We start from the raw sequence: 25,080 nt of genomic DNA on the forward strand, positions 1-25,080 counted from the left end.
CGCGCTATGTGGGCAGGCGCTTGTTGTTAAGGTTCGAACGGACGGCGCTGGAACTGATCGTGACCGCATTTCGGGCATAATGGCAGCACATCCGGCGTGTAGACCGCCAGATGGAAATGGCACTTCTCGCAGACCAGGTTCCCCAGCCCAACCACTTCCCCGCTGTGATAGACACCGTGGTGGTTGAGATCCTGAAACACCTCGCGCCACTCCAGCTGGGTTTTATCGGTGATATCTGCCAGCTCCTGCCAGATGCTCTCTTTGATTACCCGCATAAAGACGCCGTCGGTGACCTCACTCTGGCTTTCGTTATAGCTACGGGCAAACTCTTCCAAATCGCGACGAATGGCGCGCATTAACTCATCCGTCTCGGTTCGCGTTAACTCACCGGTCTGTGTGACCCTCAGGCGAGCCTGTTCAACTAATGCATCAATATCGCGATCGCCATTACGCAGGCGCTCGGTCAGTGACGCGACCAGTTCACGGTAAAATTGCGCAACCTTGCTCATCGTTTCGCCTCCGGTTAAGTGATTCATTTTAATGATAGACGTTAATTTCCCCCGCCTGTGCCGAGCCGCCTGTTGCGTGATGAAAAAGTGATGTGGCGCAGAGAAGGGCTATTTCGACGGCGCTTTTCGGAAAGGCTGTTTTGAGGCTGGCGTTTGGGCTATGCTATGCCGACTAAAAACCACCTATTAACGCTACATTTGTAGCTGTAGCAAAAACAGGACTACTGGCTGCCATGCAAGAGCAATACCGCCCGGAAGAGATAGAATCCACCGTACAGCGTCACTGGGAAGAAAAGCGCACATTCGAGGTCACCGAAGACGAGAGCAAAGAGAAATATTATTGCCTGTCGATGCTTCCCTATCCTTCTGGCCGACTACACATGGGCCACGTCCGTAACTACACCATTGGCGATGTGATCGCCCGCTACCAGCGCATGCTGGGCAAAAACGTGCTGCAGCCGATTGGCTGGGATGCGTTTGGCCTGCCGGCTGAAGGCGCCGCGGTAAAAAACAAAACCGCCCCTGCGCCGTGGACCTACGACAATATCGCCTACATGAAAAACCAGCTGAAAATGCTGGGCTTCGGTTATGACTGGAGCCGTGAAGTGGCGACCTGCACCCCGGAATATTACCGCTGGGAGCAAAAATTCTTTACCGAGCTCTATAAAAAAGGGCTGGTCTACAAAAAAACCTCCGCGGTGAACTGGTGCCCGAATGACCAGACGGTACTCGCCAACGAACAGGTTATCGACGGCTGCTGCTGGCGCTGCGATACCAAAGTTGAGCGTAAAGAGATCCCGCAGTGGTTTATCAAAATCACCGCTTATGCCGACGAACTGCTGAACGATCTGGATAAACTGGATCACTGGCCGGATACCGTCAAAACGATGCAGCGTAACTGGATCGGCCGTTCTGAAGGGGTGGAGATCACCTTTGATGTGCAGAACAGCGACGAGAAGCTGACCGTTTACACCACCCGCCCGGACACCTTTATGGGCGTGACCTATCTGGCCGTTGCTGCCGGTCACCCGCTGGCGCAGCAGGCTGCCCAGAGCAACCCGGAGCTGGCGAGCTTCATCGACGAATGCCGCAACACCAAAGTCGCGGAAGCCGAAATGGCGACGATGGAGAAAAAAGGCGTCGATACCGGCCTGAAAGCGATTCATCCGCTGACCGGCGAAGCGATTCCGGTCTGGACGGCAAACTTTGTGCTGATGGAGTACGGCACTGGCGCGGTAATGGCCGTTCCGGGTCACGACCAGCGTGATTACGAGTTTGCCAGCAAATACCAGCTGAATATCAAACCGGTCATCCTGAATGCCGACGGCAGCGAGCCGGATCTCAGCGCCCAGGCGCTGACCGAAAAAGGCGTGCTGTTTAACTCCGGCGAGTTCGACGGTCTCGACTTCAACGCCGCTTTTAACGCCATTGCTGACAAGCTGGCAGAGAAAGGCGTCGGCAAGCGTAAAGTGAACTTCCGTCTGCGCGACTGGGGCGTATCCCGTCAGCGTTACTGGGGCGCGCCAATCCCGATGGTGACCCTGGAAGATGGCACCGTAATGCCGACGCCGGAAGACCAGCTGCCGGTGATCCTGCCGGAAGATGTGGTGATGGACGGCATTACCAGCCCGATCAAAGCCGATCCGGAGTGGGCGAAAACCACCGTTAACGGCCAGCCTGCACTGCGCGAAACGGATACCTTCGACACCTTTATGGAGTCCTCCTGGTACTATGCGCGCTACACCTGCCCGCAGTACAACGAAGGGATGCTGGATCCGAACGCGGCGAACTACTGGCTGCCGGTTGATATCTATATCGGCGGTATCGAACACGCCATCATGCACCTGCTCTACTTCCGCTTCTTCCACAAACTGATGCGTGATGCGGGCATGGTCACCTCTGACGAACCGGCTAAACAGCTGCTGTGTCAGGGCATGGTACTGGCAGATGCCTTCTACTACCTCGGCGAAAGCGGTGAGCGTAACTGGGTGTCACCTAAGGACGCTATCGTTGAGCGTGACGAAAAAGGCCGTATCGTGAAGGCGACCGATGCTGCGGGCCATGAACTGGTCTACACCGGTATGAGCAAGATGTCGAAGTCGAAAAACAACGGCATCGACCCGCAGGAGATGGTAGAGCGTTACGGCGCGGATACCGTGCGTCTGTTTATGATGTTCGCCTCCCCGGCAGATATGACGCTGGAGTGGCAAGAGTCTGGCGTTGAGGGGGCAAACCGCTTCCTGAAACGCGTCTGGAAACTGGTCTACGAACACACCGCCCAGGGTGCCGTTGCGCCGCTGGATCTGGCTGCGCTGAATGACGATCAGCAGGCGCTGCGCCGCGATGTGCATAAAACCATCGCCAAAGTCTCCGATGATATCGGCCGTCGTCAGACCTTCAACACCGCCATCGCGGCGATCATGGAGCTGATGAACAAGCTGGCGAAAGCGCCGCAGGAGAGCGAGCAGGATCGCGCTCTGATGCAGGAAGCGCTGCTGGCAGTGGTGCGTATGCTCAACCCGTTCACCCCGCACGCCAGCTTCACGCTGTGGCAGGAGCTGGGCGGCGAAGGCGATATCGATAACGCGCCGTGGCCGGTTGCCGACGAGAAAGCGATGGTTGAGAACACCACGCTGGTCGTCGTGCAGGTTAACGGCAAAGTGCGCGGTAAAATCACCGTCGCTGTCGATGCGACAGAAGAACAGGTTCGTGAACGCGCAGGCCAGGAGCACCTGGTGGCGAAATATCTTGAGGGCGTTACCGTACGTAAAGTGATTTATGTACCGGGCAAACTGCTCAATCTGGTCGTTGGTTAAGCGCGGGAGGAAGCGTGCGATATCTGGCAACACTGTTCGTAACCCTGGCGGTGCTCGTCACCGCCGGATGCGGCTGGCATCTGCGGAGCACAACCCAGGTGCCGCCGGAAATGAAAACCATGATCTTTAACTCCGGCGATCCCAATGGACCGCTGAGCCGCGCTATCCGTAGCCAGCTGCGCCTCAACGGCGTCACGCTGCTCGATGACAGCACAACGCGTCAGGATGTGCCGTCGCTGCGTCTGGGTTCAGTGTTTATGGGGAATGACACCGCCTCCGTCTTCCAGAATGGCCAGACGGCGGAGTACCAGATGGTGCTGACCGTTAACGCATCGGTACTGATCCCGGGTCACGATATCTACCCGATCAGCACCAAAGTGTACCGGTCGTTCTTCGATAACCCGCAAAAGGCGCTGGCAAAAGCGGCCGAGCAGGAGATTATCGTCCAGGAGATGTATAGCAAAGCCGCAGAGCAGCTGATTCGCCAGCTGCCGAGCGTGCGCACGGCGGACGAAAAAAACACGCAAAATGAGATCTCTTCATCTTCACGCGTGAAGTCCGCCCCGGCAACGCCAGGTAGCTGATGCTCAGGCTTTATCCGGAACAACTCCGCGCGCAGCTCAATGAAGGGCTGCGCGCGGCCTATCTGCTGCTCGGTAACGATCCGTTACTGCTGCAAGAGAGCCAGGATGCGGTGCGGCAGGTTGCCGCTACGCAAGGCTTCACTGAACATCACACCTTCTCGCTCGATGCCAGCACCGACTGGGATGCCATCTTCTCTATTTGCCAGGCGCTGAGCCTTTTTGCCAGTCGACAAACCCTGCTGTTACAGCTGCCGGACAACGGCCCGAACGCCGCGATGAACGAACAGCTGGCAAAGCTGGTTGGCCTGCTTCATGAAGATCTGATCCTGATTGTGCGTGGCAATAAGCTTACCAAAGCGCAGGAAAACGCCGCCTGGCTTACCCAGCTTAATACGCACGTAGTGCAGGTCAGTTGCCAGACGCCCGAACAGGCGAACCTGCCGCGCTGGGTTGCCGCCCGGGCAAAACAGAACAAGCTGGAACTGGACGACGCCGCCAATCAGCTGCTCTGCTACTGCTACGAAGGCAATTTGCTGGCGCTGGCGCAGGCGCTCGAGCGGCTGGCGCTGCTGTGGCCCGATGGCAAACTCACCCTGCCCCGCGTCGAGCAGGCGGTTAACGATGCCGCGCACTTCACGCCGTTTCACTGGGTCGATGCCCTGCTGGCCGGTAAGAGCAAGCGCGCGTTACATATTCTGACCCAGCTGCGGCTGGAGGCGTGCGAGCCGGTGATCCTGCTACGTACCGTGCAGCGCGAGCTGCTGCTGCTGGTCACGCTGAAACGCCAGATGACGCAGATGCCGCTGCGCGCGCTGTTTGATAAACACCGGGTGTGGCAAAACCGTCGCGGCGCGACCACTGAGGCGCTAAACCGGCTGAGTGCCGATCAGCTTCGCCAGGCAGTACATCTGCTGAGCCGCATTGAGCTGATCGTCAAGCAGGATTACGGTCAGTCGGTGTGGGCGGAGCTGGAGGGGCTTTCTCTGCTACTCTGTCACAAAGCCCTCGCAGACATCTTTATTGATGGTTGATATGAAACAGTTACACGCGCTGTTTGGCGGCACCTTCGATCCTGTCCATTACGGTCACCTGAAACCGGTAGAAGCGCTGGCAAATCTTATTGGCCTGTCCAAAGTGACGATCATGCCCAATAATGTGCCGCCCCATCGCCCGCAGCCGGAGGCGAACAGCCAGCAGCGCAAAACCATGGTCGAGCTGGCAATCGCTGATAAACCGCTCTTCGCCCTTGATGAGCGCGAGCTGATGCGCGATGAGCCCTCCTACAGCGCGGATACGCTACAGGCGTGGCGACAGGAGCACGGCGAGCAGGCATCGCTGGCCTTTATTATTGGCCAGGACTCGCTGCTCACTTTCCACAGCTGGCATCGCTACGACACCATTCTTGATAACTGCCACCTGATTGTCTGCCGCCGCCCGGGTTATGCCCTGACGATGAGCGAAGAGGCGCATCAGCGCTGGCTGGACGTGCATCTGACCACCCGAGTGGAGGATCTGCACACTCTGCCCGCCGGCAAAATCTATCTTGCCGAAACGCCGTGGTTTGATATCTCTGCCACGCAGATTCGCCAGCGGCTGGCTCATAATGAGCCGTGCGACGATCTGCTGCCTGCCGCCGTGCTCGATTACATCTATCAGCAGGGACTCTACCGCTAAACCGCGCGATCAACAGGAGAAGTGCATGCGACTCTGGTTAATACGCCACGGCGAAACCGAAGCGAACGTGGCCGGGCTCTACAGCGGACATGCCCCGACGCCCTTAACGCCAAAAGGCGTCGCGCAGGCACAAACCCTTCACGACCTGCTCCACGCCGTGCCCTTCGATTATGTGCTCTGTAGCGAACTGGATCGCGCCCGGCAGACGGCTGCGCGCGTGCTGGCATCACGGGATATCGACATTCACACCACGCCGCTGCTTAATGAGATGTTTTTTGGTGACTGGGAGATGCGCCATCACCGCGATTTAACGCACGAAGATCCCGAGCGCTACGCCGCCTGGTGTACCGACTGGCAGCATGCGGTTCCGACCAATGGCGAAGGTTTTCAGGATTTCTCGGCGAGGATCGAGCGCGTGGTGACGCTATTGCAGGATCTGAAACAGACGCAAAAAAATGTGCTCATTGCCAGCCATCAGGGGGTTATCAGCCTGCTGATTGCCCGTTTATTGAGTATGCCCGCCTCGTCGCTGTGGCATTTCCATATTGACCAGGGCTGCTGGAGCCGGGTGGATATGCGCGACGATTTTGCCACGCTGCGGGTGCTAAACAGCCGCGCGGTCTGGCATCCTGACGAGAAGTAGCCGCTTTTTTATCCATCTCTTAAGCTGTTGTGATTCGGTGATTGACAGGACCCCGCAGGCTGCTATTCTCCGCGCGCAGAAATTGTTTTACAAAATTGGCGATGCAATCGCGCGGCCAGGATGGGATGATAGCCCACTTTTCATGTCGCGAAGCCTGGACTTTTGTCCCGACATTCGCCGTCTTTCAGGTATAATGTCAGGCTGTTTATGACCAGTACATTTTTTACTCACCCAGGGGGAACACTTGCAGGGTAAAGCACTCCAGGATTTTGTTATCGACAAAATTGACGACCTGAAAGGTCAGGACATCGTCGCCATTGACGTTCAGGGCAAATCGAGCATCACCGATTGCATGATCGTCTGTACCGGCACTTCAAGCCGTCATGTTGCCTCTATTGCGGATCACGTGGTTCAGGAGTCCCGCGCCGCGGGCATGCTGCCGCTGGGCGTAGAGGGCGAAAGCGCCGCCGATTGGGTGGTCGTTGATCTGGGCGATGTGATGGTCCATGTCATGCAGGAAGAGAGCCGTCGTCTGTACGAGCTGGAAAAACTCTGGGGTTGATGCGTGAAGCTGCAACTCGTCGCCGTCGGCACCAAAATGCCGGACTGGGTACAGACAGGTTTTACCGAGTATCTGCGCCGTTTTCCGAAAGATATGCCGTTTGAGCTGGTGGAGATTCCCGCCGGTAAGCGCGGCAAGAATGCGGATATCAAGCGGATCCTCGATAAAGAGGGTGAACTGATGCTGGCCGCCGCCGGCAAAAACCGCATCGTCACCCTTGATATCCCCGGTAAACCCTGGGATACGCCGCAGCTGGCACATGAGCTGGAGCGCTGGAAGCAGGACGGACGCGACGTCAGCCTGCTGATCGGCGGCCCGGAAGGGTTATCTCCCGCCTGCAAAGCGGCAGCTGAACAAAGTTGGTCGCTCTCTGCGTTGACACTTCCTCACCCGCTGGTGCGTGTGCTGGTTGCCGAAAGCCTGTATCGCGCATGGAGTATCACGACCAACCATCCTTATCACCGTGAGTAACGAGTCTTAGGCGGATTTAGCAGCGGATGAAATTACAGAACTCTTTTCGCGACTATACGGCTGAGTCCGCGCTGTTTGTGCGCCGGGCAGTTGTCGCTTTTACGGGGATATTGCTGCTTTCCGGCGTGCTGATCGCCAACCTTTATAACCTGCAAATCGTCCGCTTTGCGGACTATCAAACCCGCTCCAACGAAAACCGCATCAAACTGGTGCCCATCGCCCCCAGTCGCGGCATTATTTACGATCGCAACGGCACGCCGCTGGCCCTTAACCGCACCATCTACCAGGTGGAGATGATGCCGGAGAAGGTCGATAACGTGCAGCAAACCCTCGACGCGCTGCGCGATGTGGTCGATCTGAACGATGACGATATAGCCAACTTCAAAAAGGAGCGTGCGCGCTCGCACCGCTTTACCTCGATTCCGGTGAAAACCAACCTCACCGAAGTGCAGGTGGCGCGCTTCGCCGTTAACCAGTACCGTTTCCCCGGCGTGGAAGTAAAAGGCTATAAGCGCCGCTACTACCCCTACGGCTCCGCGTTGACCCACGTGATCGGCTATGTGTCGAAAATCAACGATAAAGACGTCGAGCGGCTGGATAAAGATGGCAAACTCGCCAACTATGCCGCGACTCACGATATCGGCAAACTCGGTATTGAGCGCTACTACGAAGATGTGCTGCACGGCCAGACCGGTTATGAAGAAGTGGAAGTGAACAACCGGGGCCGCGTGATCCGCCAGTTGAAAGAGGTGCCGCCACAGGCGGGACACGATATCTACCTGACGCTCGATCTCAAGCTGCAGCAGTATATTGAAACCCTGCTCGCCGGTAGCCGTGCGGCGGTCGTGGTGACCGATCCGCGCACCGGCAGTATTCTGGCGCTGGTTTCAACGCCGAGCTACGACCCGAACCTGTTTGTTGACGGTATCTCCAGCAAGGATTACTCCGGGCTGCTCAATGATCCGAACACGCCGCTGATTAACCGCGCCACTCAGGGCGTCTACCCGCCAGCGTCAACGGTTAAACCCTATGTTGCAGTCTCCGCGCTCAGCGCCGGGGTGATCACCCGCAATACCAGCCTGTTCGATCCCGGCTGGTGGCAGCTTCCGGGTTCCGAAAAACGGTATCGCGACTGGAAAAAATGGGGACACGGGCATCTGAATGTCACCAAATCCCTGGAAGAGTCCGCCGATACCTTCTTCTACCAGGTTGCTTACGACATGGGCATCGACCGCCTTTCCGAGTGGATGAGCAAGTTTGGTTACGGTCACTATACCGGCATCGACCTTTCGGAAGAGCGCTCCGGCAACATGCCAACCCGCGAATGGAAACTGAAGCGCTTTAAGAAACCCTGGTATCAGGGCGATACCATCCCGGTCGGCATTGGCCAGGGGTACTGGACCGCGACGCCGATCCAGATGAACAAAGCGATGATGACGCTAATTAACGACGGCATCGTGAAAGTGCCGCACCTGTTAATGAGCACCGTTGAGAACGGCAAAAAAGTGCCGTGGAAGCAGCCTACGCAGCCGCCAGTGGGTGATATTCACTCCGGCTACTGGGAGATTGCCAAAGATGGCATGTATGGCGTGGCGAACCGCCCTAACGGTACCGGTCACAAATACTTCGCTAACGCGCCTTACAAAGCGGCGGCGAAATCGGGTACCGCGCAGGTCTTTGGCCTGAAGGCGAACGAAACCTATAACGCCCACCGTATTGCCGAGCGTCTGCGCGACCATAAATTGATGACCGCTTTCGCCCCGTACGACAATCCGCAGGTCGCCGTCGCCATGATTCTGGAAAACGGCGGCGCAGGTCCGGCCGTGGGTACCATCATGCGGCAGATCCTCGACCACATTATGCTTGGCGACAACAACACCGAATTGCCGGCGGAAAACCCCTCCACGGCCGCGGCAGAGGACCAATAATCATGACGGATAATCCGAACAAAAAATCGTTCTGGGATAAGATCCATCTCGACCCAGCGCTGCTGCTGATCATTCTCGCGCTGCTGTTTTACAGCGCGATCGTTATCTGGAGCGCCAGCGGCCAGGATATCGGCATGACCGAACGTAAAATCGGCCAAATCGCTATGGGGCTGGTGGTCATGGTCGTGCTGGCGCAGGTGCCGCCGCGCGTCTATGAAGGCTGGGCGCCCTATCTCTATGTTTTCTGCGTTATCCTGCTGATTGCCGTTGACGCCTTCGGCGCTATCTCCAAAGGCGCGCAGCGCTGGCTCGATCTCGGCGTCGTGCGTTTTCAGCCCTCGGAGATTGCCAAAATCGCCGTACCGCTGATGGTGGCGCGCTTTATCAACCGCGATGTCTGCCCGCCGTCGTTGAAAAATACCGGCATCGCGCTGGTGCTGATCTTCGTCCCTACCCTGCTGGTGGCGGCGCAGCCGGATCTCGGCACCTCGATTCTGGTGGTGCTCTCCGGGCTGTTTGTGCTGTTCCTTTCCGGCCTGAGCTGGCGGCTTATCGGCATTGCCGCGCTGCTTGTCGCCGCCTTTATTCCTATAATGTGGTTCTTCCTGATGCATGATTATCAGCGCCAGCGCGTGATGATGCTGCTCGATCCGGAAACCGATCCGCTCGGCGCGGGCTACCATATTATTCAGTCGAAAATCGCTATTGGTTCCGGCGGCCTCAGCGGCAAAGGCTGGCTGCACGGCACTCAGTCGCAGCTGGAGTTCCTGCCGGAGCGCCATACGGACTTTATCTTCGCCGTACTGGCGGAGGAGCTGGGCCTGGTGGGGATTTTGATCCTGCTGGCGCTCTACCTGCTGCTGATTATGCGCGGGCTGTGGATCGCCGCGCGGGCGCAAACCACCTTTGGCCGGGTGATGGCCGGCGGTTTGATGCTGATTCTGTTCGTATATGTGTTCGTAAATATTGGTATGGTAAGCGGTATCTTGCCGGTGGTAGGCGTTCCGCTGCCGCTGATCAGTTACGGGGGTTCCGCCCTCATCGTACTCATGGCCGGGTTTGGTATCGTGATGTCGATCCATACCCACAGAAAAATGTTGTCCAAGAACGTTTAAGAGGTGCGCAATGCATAAGCTTTGGCCTGGGATCTGTATAGCAGCAGGGTTACTGGCGGCCTGTACGAGTAATGATAATCAGCAACAGACGATGGTTGCGCCACAGCCTGCGGTCTGCAACGGCCCGGTGGTGGAGATCAGCGGCGCGGAGCCGCGCTATGAAGCGCCTAATGCCACGGCGAATCAGGATTATGAGCGCGATGGTAAACGCTACACCATCGTGCAGGATCCCTCCCGCTTCAGCCAGGCGGGCTTTGCCGCCATTTATGACGCCGAGCCGGGCAGCAATCTGACTGCCTCCGGTGAAGCGTTCGATCCGATGCAGCTCACCGCCGCGCACCCGACGCTGCCGATTCCAAGCTATGCGCGTATCACCAACCTGGCGAACGGCCGCATGATTGTGGTGCGCATCAATGACCGTGGCCCGTACGGCAGTGACCGGGTTATCTCGCTGTCGCGTGCCTCTGCCGATCGCCTGAACACCTCGAATAACACCAAAGTGCGCATCGATCCGATTATCGTCGCGCAGGATGGCTCGCTCTCCGGCCCGGGAATGGCCTGTACCAAAGTGGCGCAGCAGACCTATGCCCTGCCCGCGCGCCCGGATCTGAGCGGGGGTAGCATGAGTGCCGCGCCGCAGCCGAACGCCGCCCAGCCGATGCAGCCGATTGCCGCACAGCCAGCGGAAACGCAAGCTAACGTGCAGCCGATCAGTAACGATACGCTGAAAAGCGATGATCCGACCGGTGCCCCGGTGCGCAGCGGCGGCTTCCTCGGCGCGCAAACGCCGCTCGCCTCTGGCGTGCTGGAGAGCAGCGAGGCCGCACAGCCCGCAATGAATACAGCCACCCAGCCTGCTGCCGCTACGCCGGTAAACCAGACAGAGCCGGTCACGCAGACAGCTGCGCCTGCCACGCGTAACTCCCCGGTGACGGCACCTGGTTCGGTGCAGGGCACCGTTCACAGCGCGGCACCTGCCGCCAGTGCCCCTGCCGCAGCAGCAGCAGCCAGCGGAAGCTACGTGGTGCAGGTTGGCGCGGTAAGCGATCAGACCCGCGCGCAGCAGTATCAGCAGCGTCTGGCGCAGCAGTTCTCCGTGCCGGGCCGCGTGACGCAGAATGGGGCGGTGTGGCGTATCCAGTTAGGGCCGTTCAGCAATAAGTCTGAGGCCAGCGCGCTGCAGCAGCGTCTGCAGAGCGAAGCGCAGTTACAATCTTTTGTAACGCGCGCTCAGTAGTCGGGAAAGGTGTCTGATTTTGTCAATTTGTGTAAGTATGATTCACACTCTCACGCGCAAAGTCAGATGCCTGCCGGTATAGCTTTTGCTATAGTAAGGCACTTTTTTTAACTCCATCACGGATGTCGTTGTTCGACCATGAAGACCACTTTTTCCGCTCGTTTCGTGCAGCGCCTGGCGCTCACCACGGCGCTGACCGCAGCTGCCCTCTCCGCTGCGCATGCCGATGACCTGAACATTAAAACCATGATCCCAGGCGTTCCGCAGATCGATGCGGAGTCCTATATCCTGATCGATTACAACTCCGGCAAAGTGCTGGCGGAACAAAACGCCGATGCGCGTCGCGATCCGGCAAGCCTGACCAAAATGATGACCAGCTACGTTATCGGCCAGGCGATGAAAGCGGGCAAGTTCAAAGAGAGCGATGTGGTGACCATCGGTAATGACGCGTGGGCCACCGGCAACCCGGTATTCCGCGGCTCCTCGCTGATGTTCCTGAAACCAGGCATGCAGGTGCCGGTTTCCCAGCTTATCCGTGGTATTAACCTGCAATCAGGCAATGACGCCTGCGTGGCGATGGCCGACTACGTCGCCGGGAGCCAGGACGCGTTTGTTGGCCTGATGAACAGCTACGTCAACGCGCTGGGTCTGAAAAACAGCCACTTCCAGACCGTACATGGCCTGGACGCTGAAGGTCAGTACAGCTCCGCCCGTGATATGGCGCTGATTGGCCAGGCGCTGATCCGCGATGTACCGAACGAATACTCCATCTACAAAGAGAAAGAGTTCACCTTCAACGGCATCCGCCAGACCAACCGTAACGGTCTGCTGTGGGATAACAGCCTGAACGTTGACGGCATCAAAACCGGTCATACCGATCGCGCCGGGTACAACCTGGTGGCCTCGGCAACCGAAGGCCAGATGCGTTTGATCTCCGCCGTGATGGGTGGTCGTACCTTTAAAGGGCGTGAAACCGAGAGCAAAAAACTGCTCACCTGGGGCTTCCGCTTCTTCGAAACCGTCAGCCCGCTGAAAGCCGGGAAAGAGTTCGCCTCTGAGCCTGCATGGTTCGGCGACAGCGATCGCGCCTCGCTGGGCGTGGATAAAGATGTCTACCTGACCATTCCGCGCGGTCGTATGAAAGACCTGAAAGCGAGCTATGTGCTGAACAGCAGCGAGCTGCATGCGCCGCTGCAGAAAAACCAGGTGGTCGGCAGCATCAACTTCCAGCTGGATGGGAAAACCATTGAACAGCGTCCGCTGGTGGTGTTGCAGGAGATCCCGGAAGGGAACTTCTTCGGCAAAATCATTGATTACATTAAATTGATGTTCCACCACTGGTTTGGCTAAAGATTGCGCACTTGAAAGTGTGATCTTTGCCCCCATATACTGAATATCTCAAAAAACTCCTGCCCCTGCGGCAGGAGTTGTTATTTTTTACGCCGGAGCTGACATGAAAACCAATCTTAAAGAACTGCTTGAATTCCCGACACCTTTTACTTACAAAGTGATGGGTCTGGCGAAGCCTGAGCTGGTTGATCTGGTGGTTGAAGTGGTACAGCGCCATGCGCCAGGTGATTACTCTCCGCAGGTAAAACCGAGCAGCAAAGGCAATTACCACTCGGTCTCAATTACCATCAACGCGACGCATATTGAACAAGTTGAAACGCTGTACGAAGAGCTTGGCAATATCGAAATTGTTCGTATGGTGCTGTAAAAATTAGTGACGTTACCCGGAGCCATTCGGGTAACGTTTTCGCTGTGATATACTCCCCGCACTCTTTTCTCCGCCGGAGATGCCGTTTTGTCTCAGGACACCATTCTTATCCGCAATCTTGGATTACAGCCCTACGCGCCTGTTTCTCAGGAGATGCACGACTTCACCGATCGTCGCGATGATGATACGCCCGACGAGATCTGGCTGGTGGAACACCCGCCCGTTTTTACCCAGGGCCAGGCCGGTAAAGCCGAACATGTGCTCGCCGCGGGTGACATTCCGGTTATTCAGAGCGATCGCGGCGGCCAGGTGACTTACCACGGGCCGGGTCAGCAGGTTATGTACGTCTTGATTAACCTCAAGCGCCGCAAAATTGGCGTGCGTGAACTGGTTACGCTGCTGGAAAATACGGTGATCAATACCCTGGCGCAGCTCGATATTGTGGCAAATGCACGGCCGGATGCGCCGGGTGTCTATGTCGATGGCAAGAAGATCTGCTCGCTCGGTTTACGCATCCGCAAAGGCTGCTCATTCCATGGCCTGGCGCTGAATATTGATATGGACCTCGCGCCGTTTATGCGCATCAACCCGTGCGGTTATGCCGGAATGGAAATGACCCAGGTCAGCAAACTTGTTGAAAACGCCAGCATGGATAAAATAAGGACAATTCTTATCCAGCACTTTTTAGCGTTACTAAACAATCCGCCTCATCAATATATGAGCGCTTAATGTATGATGTATCACGGCCCGCAATTTGTGCGGGTCGTTATATATTTGCCCTGTTAACGCTTTACAATAGAAGCCATATTCTCTATTTTCAACCTGCCTGCCCTCTCTGGCTAATATGCGTTACCATGCTTCGCCAGACTTCTTACATATGCTTCAGGCCAATTGTTTTCCGACTGCATTGCCCGGCATCGTGATGAAAAAATCTACGTAATGATGAGACGAGACAGGACGTTAACTCAGTTTGCTGATGAACAAAAAAAACAAATTCAACTATCATTCATATTGCGAATGAAAACGGAGCACAAGCGTGGATAATAAGAGCCTGCCGGAAAAGCGAATAACAGTGCGTCCCCAGGATGATAAGCCGCAAGTCTTCCGAACCCTGCGCAATATTGATCTCAATTTATTGACCATTTTTGAGGCGGTATATGTCCATAAAGGGATTGTAAACGCCGCAAAAGTGCTGAACCTGACGCCGTCTGCTATTAGCCAGTCAATTCAAAAACTGCGTTCAATATTTCCCGATCCTCTTTTCATTCGCAAAGGTCAGGGCGTCACACCGACCGCTTATGCCGCCCATCTGCATGAATATATCAGCCAGGGGCTGGAATCCATTCTCGGCGCGCTCGATTTAACCGGCAGCTACGATAAGCAGCGCACGATAACGGTGGGTACCACGCCCTCTATCGGCGCGCTGGTGATCCCGGTGGTCTTTCAGGCGATTAAAGAGAGCGCTCCGCATCTGATGATGCGTAACATCCCGATAAACGATGCTGAGAGCCAACTCAGCCAGTTCCAGACCGATCTGATTATTGATACCCATATCGCCAGTTCGCGCACCATCAATCACCATGTGCTCTTCTCCGACCGGCTGATGCTGGTGTGCCGCAAAGATCACCCTTGCCTGAACGAACCGATTAATGAGCTGGCATTGCAGAAGTATGAGCACACGCTGCTGATGCTTGAGGGGCAAAACCTGAGCGCGCTGCGCCAGCGGATGCAGGATCTCTTCCCCGAACGCCAGGTCTCGTTTAGCAGTTACAATATGTTCACAATCGCTGCACTGATTGGTAACAGCGATCTGCTCGGGCTGATGCCCTACCGTTTATACGAACTGTTCCGACACTGCTGGCCGCTGGTCGAGATCCCCTTCCCGCCGGTCAACAACGAGCGCCTGGATATTTCGCTTTACTACAACAAGTTAAGCCTGCGCGACCCGGTGCTGGAGAGCGTGGTAGATGTGATCAGACGGGCGTTTTAACGCCCGCTGGCACCAGGACAAGTGATAAATGGCCTGCGGGCCTTTAGCACAAAACAACAACTATTTCACAATTTGGCAGTCCGTCAGGCTGCTTTATCCCCGCCAGAGATGGTATACTGCGCCTACGTTAATTCAAAAATAGTTGATAAATACAACTTCTCCTTGAATTGAATGCCTTCTTCGTCACCCGCAACTGGAACACGCACGCTATGAGTAAACCCATTGTGATGGAACGCGGTGTAAAGTATCGCGACGCCGATAAAATGGCGCTTATCCCGGTAAAAAACGTGGCAACAGAGCGTGAAGCCCTGTTAAGAAAACCGGAATGGATGAAAATCAAACTCCCGGCCGACTCCTCCCGTATCCAGGGTATCAAAGCTGCCATGCGCAAAAACGGGCTGCACTCTGTTTGCGAAGAGGCCTCCTGCCCGAATCTCGCTGAGTGTTTCAACCACGGTACCGCCACGTTTATGATCCTTGGCGCGATCTGTACGCGTCGCTGCCCGTTCTGCGATGTGGCGCATGGCCGTCCTGTTGCGCCGGATGCCAACGAACCGCTGAAACTGGCGCAGACCATCGCTGATATGGCGCTGCGTTATGTGGTGATCACCTCCGTTGACCGTGACGATCTGCGCGACGGCGGCGCTCAGCACTTTGCTGACTGCATTACCGCGATTCGTGAGAAGAGCCCGACGATCAAAATCGAAACCCTGGTGCCGGATTTCCGCGGCCGTATGGATCGCGCGCTCGATATTCTGACCGCCACGCCGCCGGACGTTTTCAACCACAACCTGGAAAACGTACCGCGTATCTACCGCCAGGTGCGCCCGGGCGCGGATTACAACTGGTCGCTGAAACTGCTGGAGCGTTTTAAAGAGGCGCACCCGGAGATCCCGACGAAATCGGGCCTGATGGTCGGTTTAGGCGAAACCAATGCGGAAATTATTGAAGTGATGCGCGATCTGCGTCGCCATGGCGTGACCATGCTGACGCTGGGCCAGTATCTGCAACCGAGCCGTCACCACCTGCCGGTGCAGCGCTACGTCAGCCCGGATGAGTTTGAAGAGATGAAAGAGGAAGCGCTGGCGATGGGCTTTACCCATGCCGCTTGCGGTCCGTTTGTCCGCTCGTCATACCATGCGGATCTGCAAGCCAAAGGTATGGAAGTGAAGTAACACTTACTTACACTAAAAACAGAAAAACCGGCTGATAGCCGGTTTTTTTTCGCCTGTCGTGGCGCGATTACTCTTTGTGAGAGAGTTTCTCTGCTGTGACAACGTCTGCGTCTTTCTTCGCGGCGTCATCATCGTTCATGGCCTTTTTGAAGCCCTTGATCGCTGCACCAAGATCGCCGCCCAGTGTACGCAGTTTCTTGGTCCCAAACAGCAGAACCACTAACGCGGCCACGACCAGCAGTTTAGTAATACTAATCTCACCCATAGATACCTTCTTTCATAAAACAGGCTGTAAAAAGCACCGTTGATAACCTGACACCATTAACGGTCATGCAGTGCGCGCACACAATAGCAATCTGTAACGAGATGAATCAAGCATTGATTAAAAAAACATCACAATAATTGCGGATCCGCAAAACGTCGGTTGCGCAAAACGGGCAGCTTCTCCCGCGTTTGCGCCACGCGCTCAGCCGTCACCTCGGCAAAAATTAACTGTGCCTCCTCGGCTGCTGCCGCAAGCGTAACACCTTGCGGATCGACAATCCGGCTTTGACCAATATTCTTGTTGCCGCACTCGCCGGCAGCCACCAGATAACAGGTGGTGTCCAGTGCCCGCGCGGCAAGCAGCGTCGCCCAGTGCATCTCTTTTAGCGGCCCGCGCACCCACGCGGCGGGCAGCACCAGCAATTCAGCACCCTGCAACGCCAGCGATAACGCCAGCTCAGGGAAACGCAGATCGTAACAGGTCATTAGCCCCACCTGCATCCCCTCCACCTCAATCAGCGGCGGCAACGAGTTTCCGGCGTCTACCCGCGCAGACTCCTGCATGCTGAACGCATCATAAAGATGCAGCTTGGCATACTGCGCGATGATCTCCCCGCCGCGCAATACCACCAGCGTATTAACCGCCCTGCCCGCCGTGGACGGAACGTGGACGGTCAGCACAGTGGTCATGGTATTATGGCGGCTCTCTTCGCAAAGCAGGCTCAGAAAGCCCTCATCAAGCCGCTGAGCAGATTTCACCGACATATGCGGGTCGCTATCATCCCGCGCCAGTAACGCCTCTGGCAGCACCAGCAGCGAGGCCTGTTGACGCGCGGCCTGCGCCATTAAGGATACACACGTACGAGCGTTAGTTTGCCACGCGGGTGTGACAGCAAATTGTCCGGCAGCAACAATCATCACGTTTCTCCTTACAGTATTGCCATAGCCAGTTTTCGACCACGACGGTAAACTCGACACATTCACTTATCAGATAGCAGGATAGCTCAGTGTTACAACTCCTTTTAGCGGTATTTATCGGCGGAGGCACGGGCAGCGTGGCGCGCTGGATGCTGAGTATGAAACTCAACCCGGTGCATCAAATCATTCCGCTCGGTACGCTGACGGCGAACTTAATTGGCGCATTTATTATTGGTGCCGGGCTGGCGTGGTTTAACCGTATGACGCATATCGATCCGGTATGGAAAGTGCTGGTCACCACCGGGTTTTGCGGCGGGTTGACGACCTTCTCTACCTTTTCGGCGGAAGTAGTCTTTTTACTGCAGGAGGGGCGCGCAGGCTGGGCGCTGCTGAATGTCGCCGTTAACCTGTTGGGTTCGTTTGTCATGACCGCGCTGGCGTTCTGGCTCTTCTCAACCGCTAACGCGAACTGAAGGCAATAAAAAACCCGCCTTGCGGCGGGTTTTGGAATTCTTGCTGTACGCGCTGATTAAACAGGCATTACGTTAGCAGCAGATGGGCCTTTGGCACCGTTAGTGATTTCAAACTCAACGCGCTGACCTTCGGCCAGGGTTTTGAAACCATTGCTCTGGATTGCAGAGAAGTGTACGAACACGTCTTTGCTGCCATCTTCCGGAGTAATGAAACCGAATCCTTTGGATTCATTAAACCACTTAACGTTACCTTTAATCTTAGACATCAAAATTACCTTTACATGAAAAAACGACACAAATGCTGTGTCGGGTATCAGTACAACAATTGTCGCGAGTTTTGTCCAGTCGTTATTAGCGAAAAAGTGATAAATGTCGCGAACTTTTTTTCCAACGCCGCATTATTCCGCGTTTTTTGCGTTGTTTACTCTTTGTTCACTATACCCATCAACGCGGCGATCAAAACTGGAACCGCATCCACGCGAAGTAAACGTTACCGTTGTTGTAAGTGCCAGGAATATAGGTCATCTGGAAGGTCGCCGGTCCATAGCCAATGGAGGCCAGCGGCAGCAGCACCGGAATCGGGATGTACTTCCAGTTATCGCGCGCGGTGACACCCGCGGTGTAACCAAGACCCAGATGGAAATTCTCATCCGCCAGCGGGCGCCAGGTCTTTTCCCAGCCGTAGCCGCCAATCGGCTCCCACTTGTTAAAGGAGTCTTTGAACGCCATCAGGTAGAGCCCGTGCCAGTTCCCCTTCTCATCCCAGCGATCCTGGCCAAAGCCTGCGCCCCAAGGACGCTCGTTATAGCGATCGGTTTTATCCTTGTCATAGGCAAAACGCGCATGCCAGGTGATGGCTGGCACATAGAGATCGTAGTTATCCGGCTGCTGCCACGTTTGCTTAACGTTGTCAGCGAAAACGGTGTACCAGGGTTTGTCTGCTGCGTGAAGTGTTGAAATCAGTGAAATCTGTAAACACAAAAAGACAGCGAAATATTTAAATTTTTTATAAACAGCCACAACAGGTTTTCCATATTACAAATCAACTTCTATTTTCCGACACCTTACCTTAATAGTTCCTTAACGAAATTAGTGTTGTTCTTAAACCGGCCAGGAAGAGTCCCATTTGCTGGCTGGTTACAAAACTTAATAAAGTATCAAGCGCCCCGTTGCCGGAGCGCATATTAACGTCAGCGTTTTCGATGGAGTAAATAATAGAGCGCAGGAATCACCAGCATTGAGAGCAGCGGTGCGGTAACCATCCCGCCGATCATCGGTGCCGCGATACGGCTCATCACCTCAGCACCGCTGCCACCGCCCCACATGATCGGCAGCAGCCCGGCCATAATGGTCGCCACCGTCATCACTTTTGGGCGCACGCGTAATACCGCCCCCTCATGTATTGCGAGAAGCAGTCGTTTATTAGGTTCATCGGATTCAGAGATGCGATATTTCTCAAGGGCATGATTGAGATAGAGCACCATAATAACCCCGAACTCCGCCGCCACACCGGCCAGCGCAATAAACCCGACGGCGCCTGCCACCGATAAGTTATATCCCAGCAGCCAGAGCAACCAGACGCCGCCTATTAATGCGAAGGGCAATGTCCCCATAATTAATAAGACATCACTCACTCTTTTGAAGGTAATAAACAGCAGGACAAAGATAATCATCAGCGTCACCGGCAGGACAATTTTCAACTTCGCCGTCGCGCGTTCGAGATACTCAAACTGCCCGGACCAACTGAGCGTAACGCCCTGCGGCAGTGCCACCTGCTGCGCTACTCGCTGCTGCATCTCTTCCACCGCCGATTTCAAATCACGCCCGCGCAGATCGACGTAGATCCAGTTCGATAAGCGCGCATTTTCGCTCTTCAGCATCGGCGGCCCCTCGGTAATCACCACTTCTGCCAGATCGCCGAGCGCAATCTGGCTGCCGCTGGCGGTGATCACCGGTAATGCGCGCAGATCGTCGACGTTTGCCCGAAGATCCCGCGGGTAACGCACATTGATGGGAAACCGCTCGCGTCCCTGCAACACTTCGCCAATCTTTTCGCCGCCCACCAGGGTTGAAACCAGCGACTGCAACTCTTGTACCGATACGCCATAGCGCGCGGCCTGCTGGCGGTTAATATTGATATCAACATAGCGTCCGCCAGCCAGCCGCTCCGCCAGCGCGGAGGTGACGCCCGGCACGGTTTTCACCACCTGCTCAATCTGCTGCGCCACGCGCTCAATATCGGCAATATTATTGCCGTTCACCTTAATCCCCACCGGGCTCTTAATGCCGGTCGCCAGCATGTCGAGGCGGTTGCGGATCGGCGGCACCCAGACATTGGTGATGCCCGGCACGCTGACGCTTCTATCCAGCTCATCGATCAGTTTTTCCGGCGTCATACCGGGCCGCCACTGCGCGCGCGGTTTAAAGCGAATGGTGGTCTCCAGCATGGTCAACGGTGCAGGGTCGGTCGCGCTCTCTGCTCTGCCCGCCTTACCAAACACGCTCTCCACCTCCGGCACGCTTTTGATCAAACGATCCGTTTGTTGCAGTAAGCGCCCCGCTTCACGGGCGGAAATCCCCGGCAGCGTCGAGGGCATATAGAGCAGATCGCCCTCATCCAGCGGCGGCATAAACTCACTGCCAAGGCGGCTGAGCGGCCAGGCGGTCGCCAGCAACAGCAGCAGCGCGATGGCGAGCGTCGCTTTCGGCCACGCCAGCACCCTATCGAGCAGCGGTTCATAAAACCGGATCAGCACGCGGTTAATCGGGTTGGCCTTCTCATCAGGAATGTTGCCGCGAATAAACAGCGCCATCAGCACCGGCACCAGTGTGATGCCAAGCCCGGCGGCGACCGCCATCGCCCAGCTTTTGGTGAACGCCAGCGGCGAGAACATCCGCCCCTCCTGCGCCTCCAGTGAGAAGACCGGTATAAACGACAGCGTGATGATAAGCAGGCTGCAAAAGAGCGCCGGGCCAACTTCAACCGCCGCCTGTTCAGAGAAGCGCCAGTAATCGCTCCGCTCCGGCAGGCGGCCAGGGTTATCGTGCCGCCACTGCTCCATCACCTTGTGCATATTCTCGATCATCACAATCGCCGCATCGACCATCGCGCCGATGGCAATCGCGATGCCGCCCAGCGACATGATATTGGCGTTGATCCCTTGGTAGTGCATGACGATAAACGCACCGAGAATGCCCAGCGGCAGCGAGACGATCGCCACCAGCGCCGAGCGAAAGTGGAACAGGAACAGCGTGCAGACCAGCGCGACAACGATAAACTCTTCAATCAGCTTATGGGTCAGCGTGCCGACGGCGCTCTCAATCAGCGTTGAGCGGTCGTAAACCGGCACAATCTCCACGCCAGCGGGCAGCGTTTTTTGTATCTCAGCAAGCTTCACTTTGACCGCATGAATGGTTTCCAGCGCATTCTTGCCGTAGCGCATCACAATCACGCCGCCCGCCACTTCACCCTCGCCGTTATACTCCGCCACGCCCCGGCGCAGCTCCGGCCCGAGGCGTACAGTCGCGATATCAGAAAGCATTACCGGCACACCGTCGCGGCTGGCGATCACTGTCTGGCGAAAATCCTCCGGCTGGCGCAAGTAGCCGCTGGTGCGCAGCATAAACTCCGCCTCGCCCATCTCCAGCAGCGCGCCGCCGCTCTCCTGATTCGCCGCCTGCACCGCACTTACCAGTTGCTGATGGGTGATATTGAGCGCGCGCATCTTTTGCGGGTCCGGCACAATCTGGTACTGGCGCACCATGCCGCCGACGCTGGCGACCTCGGCGACATTGGGCACAGTTTTCAGCTCAAATTTCAGCGTCCAGTCCTGCAAGGCGCGCAGATCGGCGAGGTTATGCTGACCGCTGCGATCCACCAGCGCATACTCATAGATCCAGCCGACGCCGGTGGCATCCGGCCCGAGTCCCACCTCCACCCCGGCGGGGAGCGATGCCTGAATCTGGCTCAGGCTCTCCAGCACCCGCGAGCGCGCCCAGTAGAGATCGGTGTCATCGTCAAACAGCACATAGACATAGGCATCGCCAAACATTGAGTAGCCGCGCACCGTTTTCGCCCCCGGCACCGAGAGCATGGCGGTGGTCAGCGGATAGGTCACCTGATCCTCAATCAGCTGCGGCGCTTTGCCCGCATAACTGGCGCGAATAATCACCTGTACATCCGAGAGATCGGGCAGCGCATCAAGCGGCGCGCGCTGCAACGACCAGATGCCCCAGCCGGTGAGGACAAGCGCCGCCAGCAGAACCAGCAGGCGGTTGCGTAATGAGGCGCGAATCACGGCAGCAATCATTTCGTCGCCTCCGGCATCAGATGGGTAATGACCGCGCCCGCTTCGTCATCCAGCGTGAAGCTGAACATCACCTTATCGCCCACTTTCACCTGCGGATCGGGATCTGTAAGCGTAAAGTCCATCGTCATCGCTCCCCAGTTCAGTTCGGGGATCGGTTGATGGCTGAGGGTGATGGTGCCGTTATCTACCGCCTGCACCACGCCGCTGGCGCGATATTCCGGTGTTTTTTTGACGACAGGCGATGGCCCTGGCAAGGCGCTGCGCAGGCTCGCTTCAGAGTCGATCAGGAACTGCCCGGAGGTGACCACCACATCGCCCTCCTGCAACCCGTAGAGGATCTCGCGCCAACCCTGCGCGCGCCGTCCGGCCGTCACATTCACCGCACGGAAATGCCCCTCGCCGGTTGCCAGCAGCACGCGGCTGGCGCGCCCGCTTTCGATCAATGCCTCTTCCGGGATTGCCAGCACTGCGGGCTGCTGCGCCGCTTCCGGCTGGGTGACGGTCAGGAACATGCCGGGTTTCAGCTTCTGCTGCGGGTTTTCCAGCACAATGCGCGCTTGCAGCGTGCGCGTGGCGCTAGCCAACTGCGGCAACAGCTCGCTGACGCGACCGTGGAAACGCACGCCCGGCCAGCTTTCGCTGGTCGCTGCCACCTCGCTGCCAACCGTCAGCGCCTGCGCCTGGCTTTGCGGATAATCGACCAGCAGCCAGACCGGATCGAGGCTCGCCAGTTCAAACAGCGTTTGCGTGGCGGCGACCTGCGCCCCTTCCCGAGTATCGAGTTTGCTGACGTAGCCATCGCGCGCGGCGCGAATGATCAGCCGGGTCTGCGCTTTGGCACTGCGCTCCACCGCGCGAATCACCTCTTGCGGCATAAACTGCAACGCCAGCCGTTCGCGGGCGGCGCGTGTCAGTTCGCTGTCGCCAAGTTGCCGCACGGCCAGATACTCCTGCTGCGCGCTGGTCCACTGCGGGATCCAGAGCTGCGCCAGCGCCTCGCCCTTTTTCACCCACTGCTGCGGCGCGCGGACAAAGAGTTTCTCCACCACGCCCGCCGCTGGTGACGGCACGATCTGCATCGCACGCTCATCAGTAGTGACGGTGGCAAACGCGCTGAAAGCGCTGGCGAGCAGCCGTTTCTCCACCTTCGCGGTGGTCATGCCAAGGTTTTGCTGTTGTTGGGCGCTGATGCGCACGCCGCCGTCAGCGGGCGCATCATCGGCATATTTCGCCACCAGCGGCATATCCATAAAGGGCGATTTTCCCGGTTTATCGAAGCGCTGATCCGGCACCATCGGGTCGTACCAGTAGAGCACTTTGCGCGCCTGCGACGGCTGGCTGTTTTCAGCGGGCACACTCACGTGGCGACCAGCCACGTAACCGGTGGTTGCCGCCACGCAGGCAGCAACCGCCACGGCTAACAGAGTTCGTTTCATCACATCACCTCCTGCGGGATAAGCCAGCGGATCGCCGCCCACTGCTGCGCCATCGTTTTTTCGGCCTGATTGAGCGCCAGTTCACCGTCGAGCACGCTGCGGCGCGCCTCAAGCAGCGCCGGAAGATCGGACTGCCCGGCGCGGTACTGAGCCGCTAACAGCGCGGCGCGGCTGCGCAAAAGCGGCAGCACGTCATCCCGCTGGCGCTGCCAGAGGGTTTGCGCAGCGTTGTACTGGGCAATCAGAGTGTGAAGTTCGGCGAGATGCTCACGTTCGGCGAGCGCCAGTTGGTCATTGGCCTGCAAGGTACGGGAGACGTCGGCGGCGTGATCTTTATCCTGGCGGCGGGACTGAAACAGCGGCAAATCGACGGTAAACATCACCCCGGCCATATCTTCATACCCCTCGGCACGCCGCCCATACCACACCTCCACCTCGACATCGGGCAGTGCGGCAATCGCCGATTCTGCCGAACGGGCTTTGGCGCGGTTGGCAACGCTTGCGGCAGCCAGGATATCGGGATGCTGGCGAATCGCCTCTTCCAGCGTTTTTTTATCGGCGGGAAGGCGCTGATAGCGGGGAAGTTCGCCGCTGACGGCGGTGACTGGCTGCCCGGTCAGCTGCATCAGCCGGGTTTGCGCCAGCTGCACATCCCGCTCGGCAAGTGTGACTTTATCGCGCATCGCGCTCAGGCCGATTTGAAAGGCGAGCACGCTGTCCGGCAGGGCATTACCCGTGCCGACGCTGGCGCGTTGCGCGCCCTGCTGACGCGCGGTTTCCGCCACTAATTGCCGGGCGGTGTGCAGCGCCCGCTGTGAGAGCGCCAGCTCAAGCCACGCCTGGGCGGTATCGCGCTGGAGCGCTGCGCGCACCGCGTGGGATTTGGCCTCGATGCTGCGCGCTTCGGCCAGCAAGGTGTCGGCCTTACGATCGCGTTTTTCCGTGCTGACATACTGCTGCATCACGCCAATGCGCTGCATGGTCATGCCTTCGCGGGTCAAACGGCGGTCGTTATTGCCCTGTACCGGCACATTCTCAATGCCGAATTTGAGTTTGGGGTCGGGCAACTGGCGGGCGGAATCGGCCATCGCATCCAGCGCCCGGGCTTCGTTACGGTTGGCAGAAAGCTCAGCAGAGTAGCGCTCTGCGGCGGCGAGGGTTTGCGTCAGCGTTAGCGACTCCGCCTGCGCGGCGGAGCAGATAAGCGCAAGGCAAACCCCGCCGAGCCGCAGGCTCAGCGAGTATCGTTTCATGACTA

Annotated in this window: 24 protein-coding genes; 16 read left to right on the top strand and 8 right to left on the bottom strand. The window is 57.2% G+C overall.

The annotated features are described in order from the left end of the window. Nucleotides 1-26: 26 nt before the first annotated feature. Complete coding sequence (locus tag N7V53_RS04130) at nucleotides 27-509, bottom strand: zinc ribbon-containing protein (RefSeq protein WP_023479977.1); 483 nt, start codon at nucleotides 507-509, stop codon at nucleotides 27-29. Between the two features lie 233 nt (nucleotides 510-742). Between N7V53_RS04130 and leuS the strand changes: the two genes are divergently transcribed. The 15 genes from leuS to lipA all read left to right on the top strand — a co-directional run bounded on the left by leuS (nucleotide 743) and on the right by lipA (nucleotide 16,421). Then, nucleotides 743-3,325, top strand: coding sequence for a leucine--tRNA ligase (leuS, locus tag N7V53_RS04135; protein WP_279792241.1), 2,583 nt, complete (start codon nucleotides 743-745; stop codon nucleotides 3,323-3,325). Between the two features lie 14 nt (nucleotides 3,326-3,339). Continuing rightward, nucleotides 3,340-3,909: an LPS assembly lipoprotein LptE gene (gene lptE, locus N7V53_RS04140; protein ID WP_023479965.1), complete on the top strand. Its 570-nt coding sequence runs from the start codon at nucleotides 3,340-3,342 to the stop codon at nucleotides 3,907-3,909. Further along, nucleotides 3,909-4,940: a DNA polymerase III subunit delta gene (gene holA / locus N7V53_RS04145; RefSeq protein ID WP_270222187.1), complete on the top strand. Its 1,032-nt coding sequence runs from the start codon at nucleotides 3,909-3,911 to the stop codon at nucleotides 4,938-4,940. Before lptE ends, holA begins: the two co-directional genes overlap by 1 nt. Further along, complete coding sequence (nadD, locus tag N7V53_RS04150; protein WP_279792242.1) at nucleotides 4,933-5,583, top strand: nicotinate-nucleotide adenylyltransferase; 651 nt, start codon at nucleotides 4,933-4,935, stop codon at nucleotides 5,581-5,583. The genes holA and nadD overlap by 8 nt, the downstream gene beginning before the upstream one ends. A gap of 25 nt (nucleotides 5,584-5,608) precedes the next feature. Beyond that, a complete protein-coding gene (locus N7V53_RS04155) occupies nucleotides 5,609-6,226 on the top strand; it encodes an adenosylcobalamin/alpha-ribazole phosphatase (protein WP_279792243.1) in 618 nt (205 codons plus the stop codon). Nucleotides 6,227-6,470: 244 nt separating this feature from the next. Next, a complete protein-coding gene (gene rsfS, locus N7V53_RS04160; protein WP_023479923.1) occupies nucleotides 6,471-6,788 on the top strand; it encodes a ribosome silencing factor in 318 nt (105 codons plus the stop codon). A 3-nt stretch (nucleotides 6,789-6,791) separates the two neighbouring features. After that, on the top strand, nucleotides 6,792-7,259 hold the full coding sequence (rlmH, locus tag N7V53_RS04165; RefSeq protein ID WP_003858701.1) for a 23S rRNA (pseudouridine(1915)-N(3))-methyltransferase RlmH: 468 nt from the start codon (nucleotides 6,792-6,794) through the stop codon (nucleotides 7,257-7,259). 26 nt (nucleotides 7,260-7,285) lie between these two features. Beyond that, entirely contained in the window at nucleotides 7,286-9,187 is a 1,902-nt protein-coding gene (mrdA, locus tag N7V53_RS04170; protein WP_023479930.1) for a peptidoglycan DD-transpeptidase MrdA, read from the top strand. 2 nt (nucleotides 9,188-9,189) lie between these two features. After that, nucleotides 9,190-10,302: a peptidoglycan glycosyltransferase MrdB gene (gene mrdB, locus N7V53_RS04175; protein ID WP_023479966.1), complete on the top strand. Its 1,113-nt coding sequence runs from the start codon at nucleotides 9,190-9,192 to the stop codon at nucleotides 10,300-10,302. Between the two features lie 10 nt (nucleotides 10,303-10,312). Next, on the top strand, nucleotides 10,313-11,539 hold the full coding sequence (gene rlpA, locus N7V53_RS04180; RefSeq protein WP_279792245.1) for an endolytic peptidoglycan transglycosylase RlpA: 1,227 nt from the start codon (nucleotides 10,313-10,315) through the stop codon (nucleotides 11,537-11,539). A gap of 138 nt (nucleotides 11,540-11,677) precedes the next feature. Further along, nucleotides 11,678-12,889 carry a D-alanyl-D-alanine carboxypeptidase DacA gene (gene dacA / locus N7V53_RS04185; RefSeq protein WP_023479926.1) on the top strand — a complete coding sequence of 404 codons (1,212 nt, stop codon included), beginning with the start codon at nucleotides 11,678-11,680 and terminating at the stop codon, nucleotides 12,887-12,889. Between the two features lie 103 nt (nucleotides 12,890-12,992). Further along, nucleotides 12,993-13,256 (top strand): DUF493 family protein YbeD, encoded by a 264-nt coding sequence (ybeD, locus tag N7V53_RS04190; RefSeq protein ID WP_017455881.1) that lies wholly within the window; start codon nucleotides 12,993-12,995, stop codon nucleotides 13,254-13,256. An 87-nt stretch (nucleotides 13,257-13,343) separates the two neighbouring features. Next, complete coding sequence (gene lipB, locus N7V53_RS04195; protein ID WP_094420487.1) at nucleotides 13,344-13,985, top strand: lipoyl(octanoyl) transferase LipB; 642 nt, start codon at nucleotides 13,344-13,346, stop codon at nucleotides 13,983-13,985. Nucleotides 13,986-14,292: 307 nt separating this feature from the next. Beyond that, nucleotides 14,293-15,246 (top strand): YbeF family transcriptional regulator, encoded by a 954-nt coding sequence (locus N7V53_RS04200; RefSeq protein ID WP_023479963.1) that lies wholly within the window; start codon nucleotides 14,293-14,295, stop codon nucleotides 15,244-15,246. Between the two features lie 209 nt (nucleotides 15,247-15,455). Further along, a complete protein-coding gene (lipA, locus tag N7V53_RS04205; protein WP_034813118.1) occupies nucleotides 15,456-16,421 on the top strand; it encodes a lipoyl synthase in 966 nt (321 codons plus the stop codon). Between the two features lie 67 nt (nucleotides 16,422-16,488). Here the strand turns inward: lipA and tatE are convergent, their stop codons facing one another. Beyond that, nucleotides 16,489-16,686 carry a twin-arginine translocase subunit TatE gene (gene tatE / locus N7V53_RS04210; protein WP_023479962.1) on the bottom strand — a complete coding sequence of 66 codons (198 nt, stop codon included), beginning with the start codon at nucleotides 16,684-16,686 and terminating at the stop codon, nucleotides 16,489-16,491. 128 nt (nucleotides 16,687-16,814) lie between these two features. Then, complete coding sequence (locus N7V53_RS04215; RefSeq protein ID WP_279792721.1) at nucleotides 16,815-17,603, bottom strand: deaminated glutathione amidase; 789 nt, start codon at nucleotides 17,601-17,603, stop codon at nucleotides 16,815-16,817. 89 nt (nucleotides 17,604-17,692) lie between these two features. On the opposite strand from N7V53_RS04215, the gene crcB reads away from it, so the two are divergent. Next, nucleotides 17,693-18,076 carry a fluoride efflux transporter CrcB gene (gene crcB / locus N7V53_RS04220; RefSeq protein ID WP_279792248.1) on the top strand — a complete coding sequence of 128 codons (384 nt, stop codon included), beginning with the start codon at nucleotides 17,693-17,695 and terminating at the stop codon, nucleotides 18,074-18,076. A 56-nt stretch (nucleotides 18,077-18,132) separates the two neighbouring features. Here the strand turns inward: crcB and cspE are convergent, their stop codons facing one another. The 5 genes from cspE to N7V53_RS04245 all read right to left on the bottom strand — a co-directional run bounded on the left by cspE (nucleotide 18,133) and on the right by N7V53_RS04245 (nucleotide 25,075). Continuing rightward, nucleotides 18,133-18,342: a transcription antiterminator/RNA stability regulator CspE gene (gene cspE / locus N7V53_RS04225; RefSeq protein ID WP_007373839.1), complete on the bottom strand. Its 210-nt coding sequence runs from the start codon at nucleotides 18,340-18,342 to the stop codon at nucleotides 18,133-18,135. 190 nt (nucleotides 18,343-18,532) lie between these two features. Continuing rightward, entirely contained in the window at nucleotides 18,533-19,096 is a 564-nt protein-coding gene (gene pagP / locus N7V53_RS04230) for a lipid IV(A) palmitoyltransferase PagP (RefSeq protein WP_279792250.1), read from the bottom strand. Between the two features lie 170 nt (nucleotides 19,097-19,266). Further along, nucleotides 19,267-22,386: an efflux RND transporter permease subunit gene (locus tag N7V53_RS04235; protein ID WP_279792252.1), complete on the bottom strand. Its 3,120-nt coding sequence runs from the start codon at nucleotides 22,384-22,386 to the stop codon at nucleotides 19,267-19,269. Next, nucleotides 22,383-23,822 (bottom strand): efflux RND transporter periplasmic adaptor subunit, encoded by a 1,440-nt coding sequence (locus N7V53_RS04240; protein WP_279792723.1) that lies wholly within the window; start codon nucleotides 23,820-23,822, stop codon nucleotides 22,383-22,385. The genes N7V53_RS04235 and N7V53_RS04240 overlap by 4 nt, the downstream gene beginning before the upstream one ends. Then, nucleotides 23,822-25,075, bottom strand: a complete 1,254-nt coding sequence (locus N7V53_RS04245) for a TolC family protein (protein ID WP_279792254.1) — start codon at nucleotides 25,073-25,075, stop codon at nucleotides 23,822-23,824. The genes N7V53_RS04240 and N7V53_RS04245 overlap by 1 nt, the downstream gene beginning before the upstream one ends. Between the last annotated feature and the right edge of the window lie 5 nt (nucleotides 25,076-25,080).

The sequence above is a fragment of the Kosakonia sp. HypNH10 genome, from assembly GCF_029850615.1.
Lineage (GTDB): Bacteria > Pseudomonadota > Gammaproteobacteria > Enterobacterales > Enterobacteriaceae > Kosakonia > Kosakonia cowanii.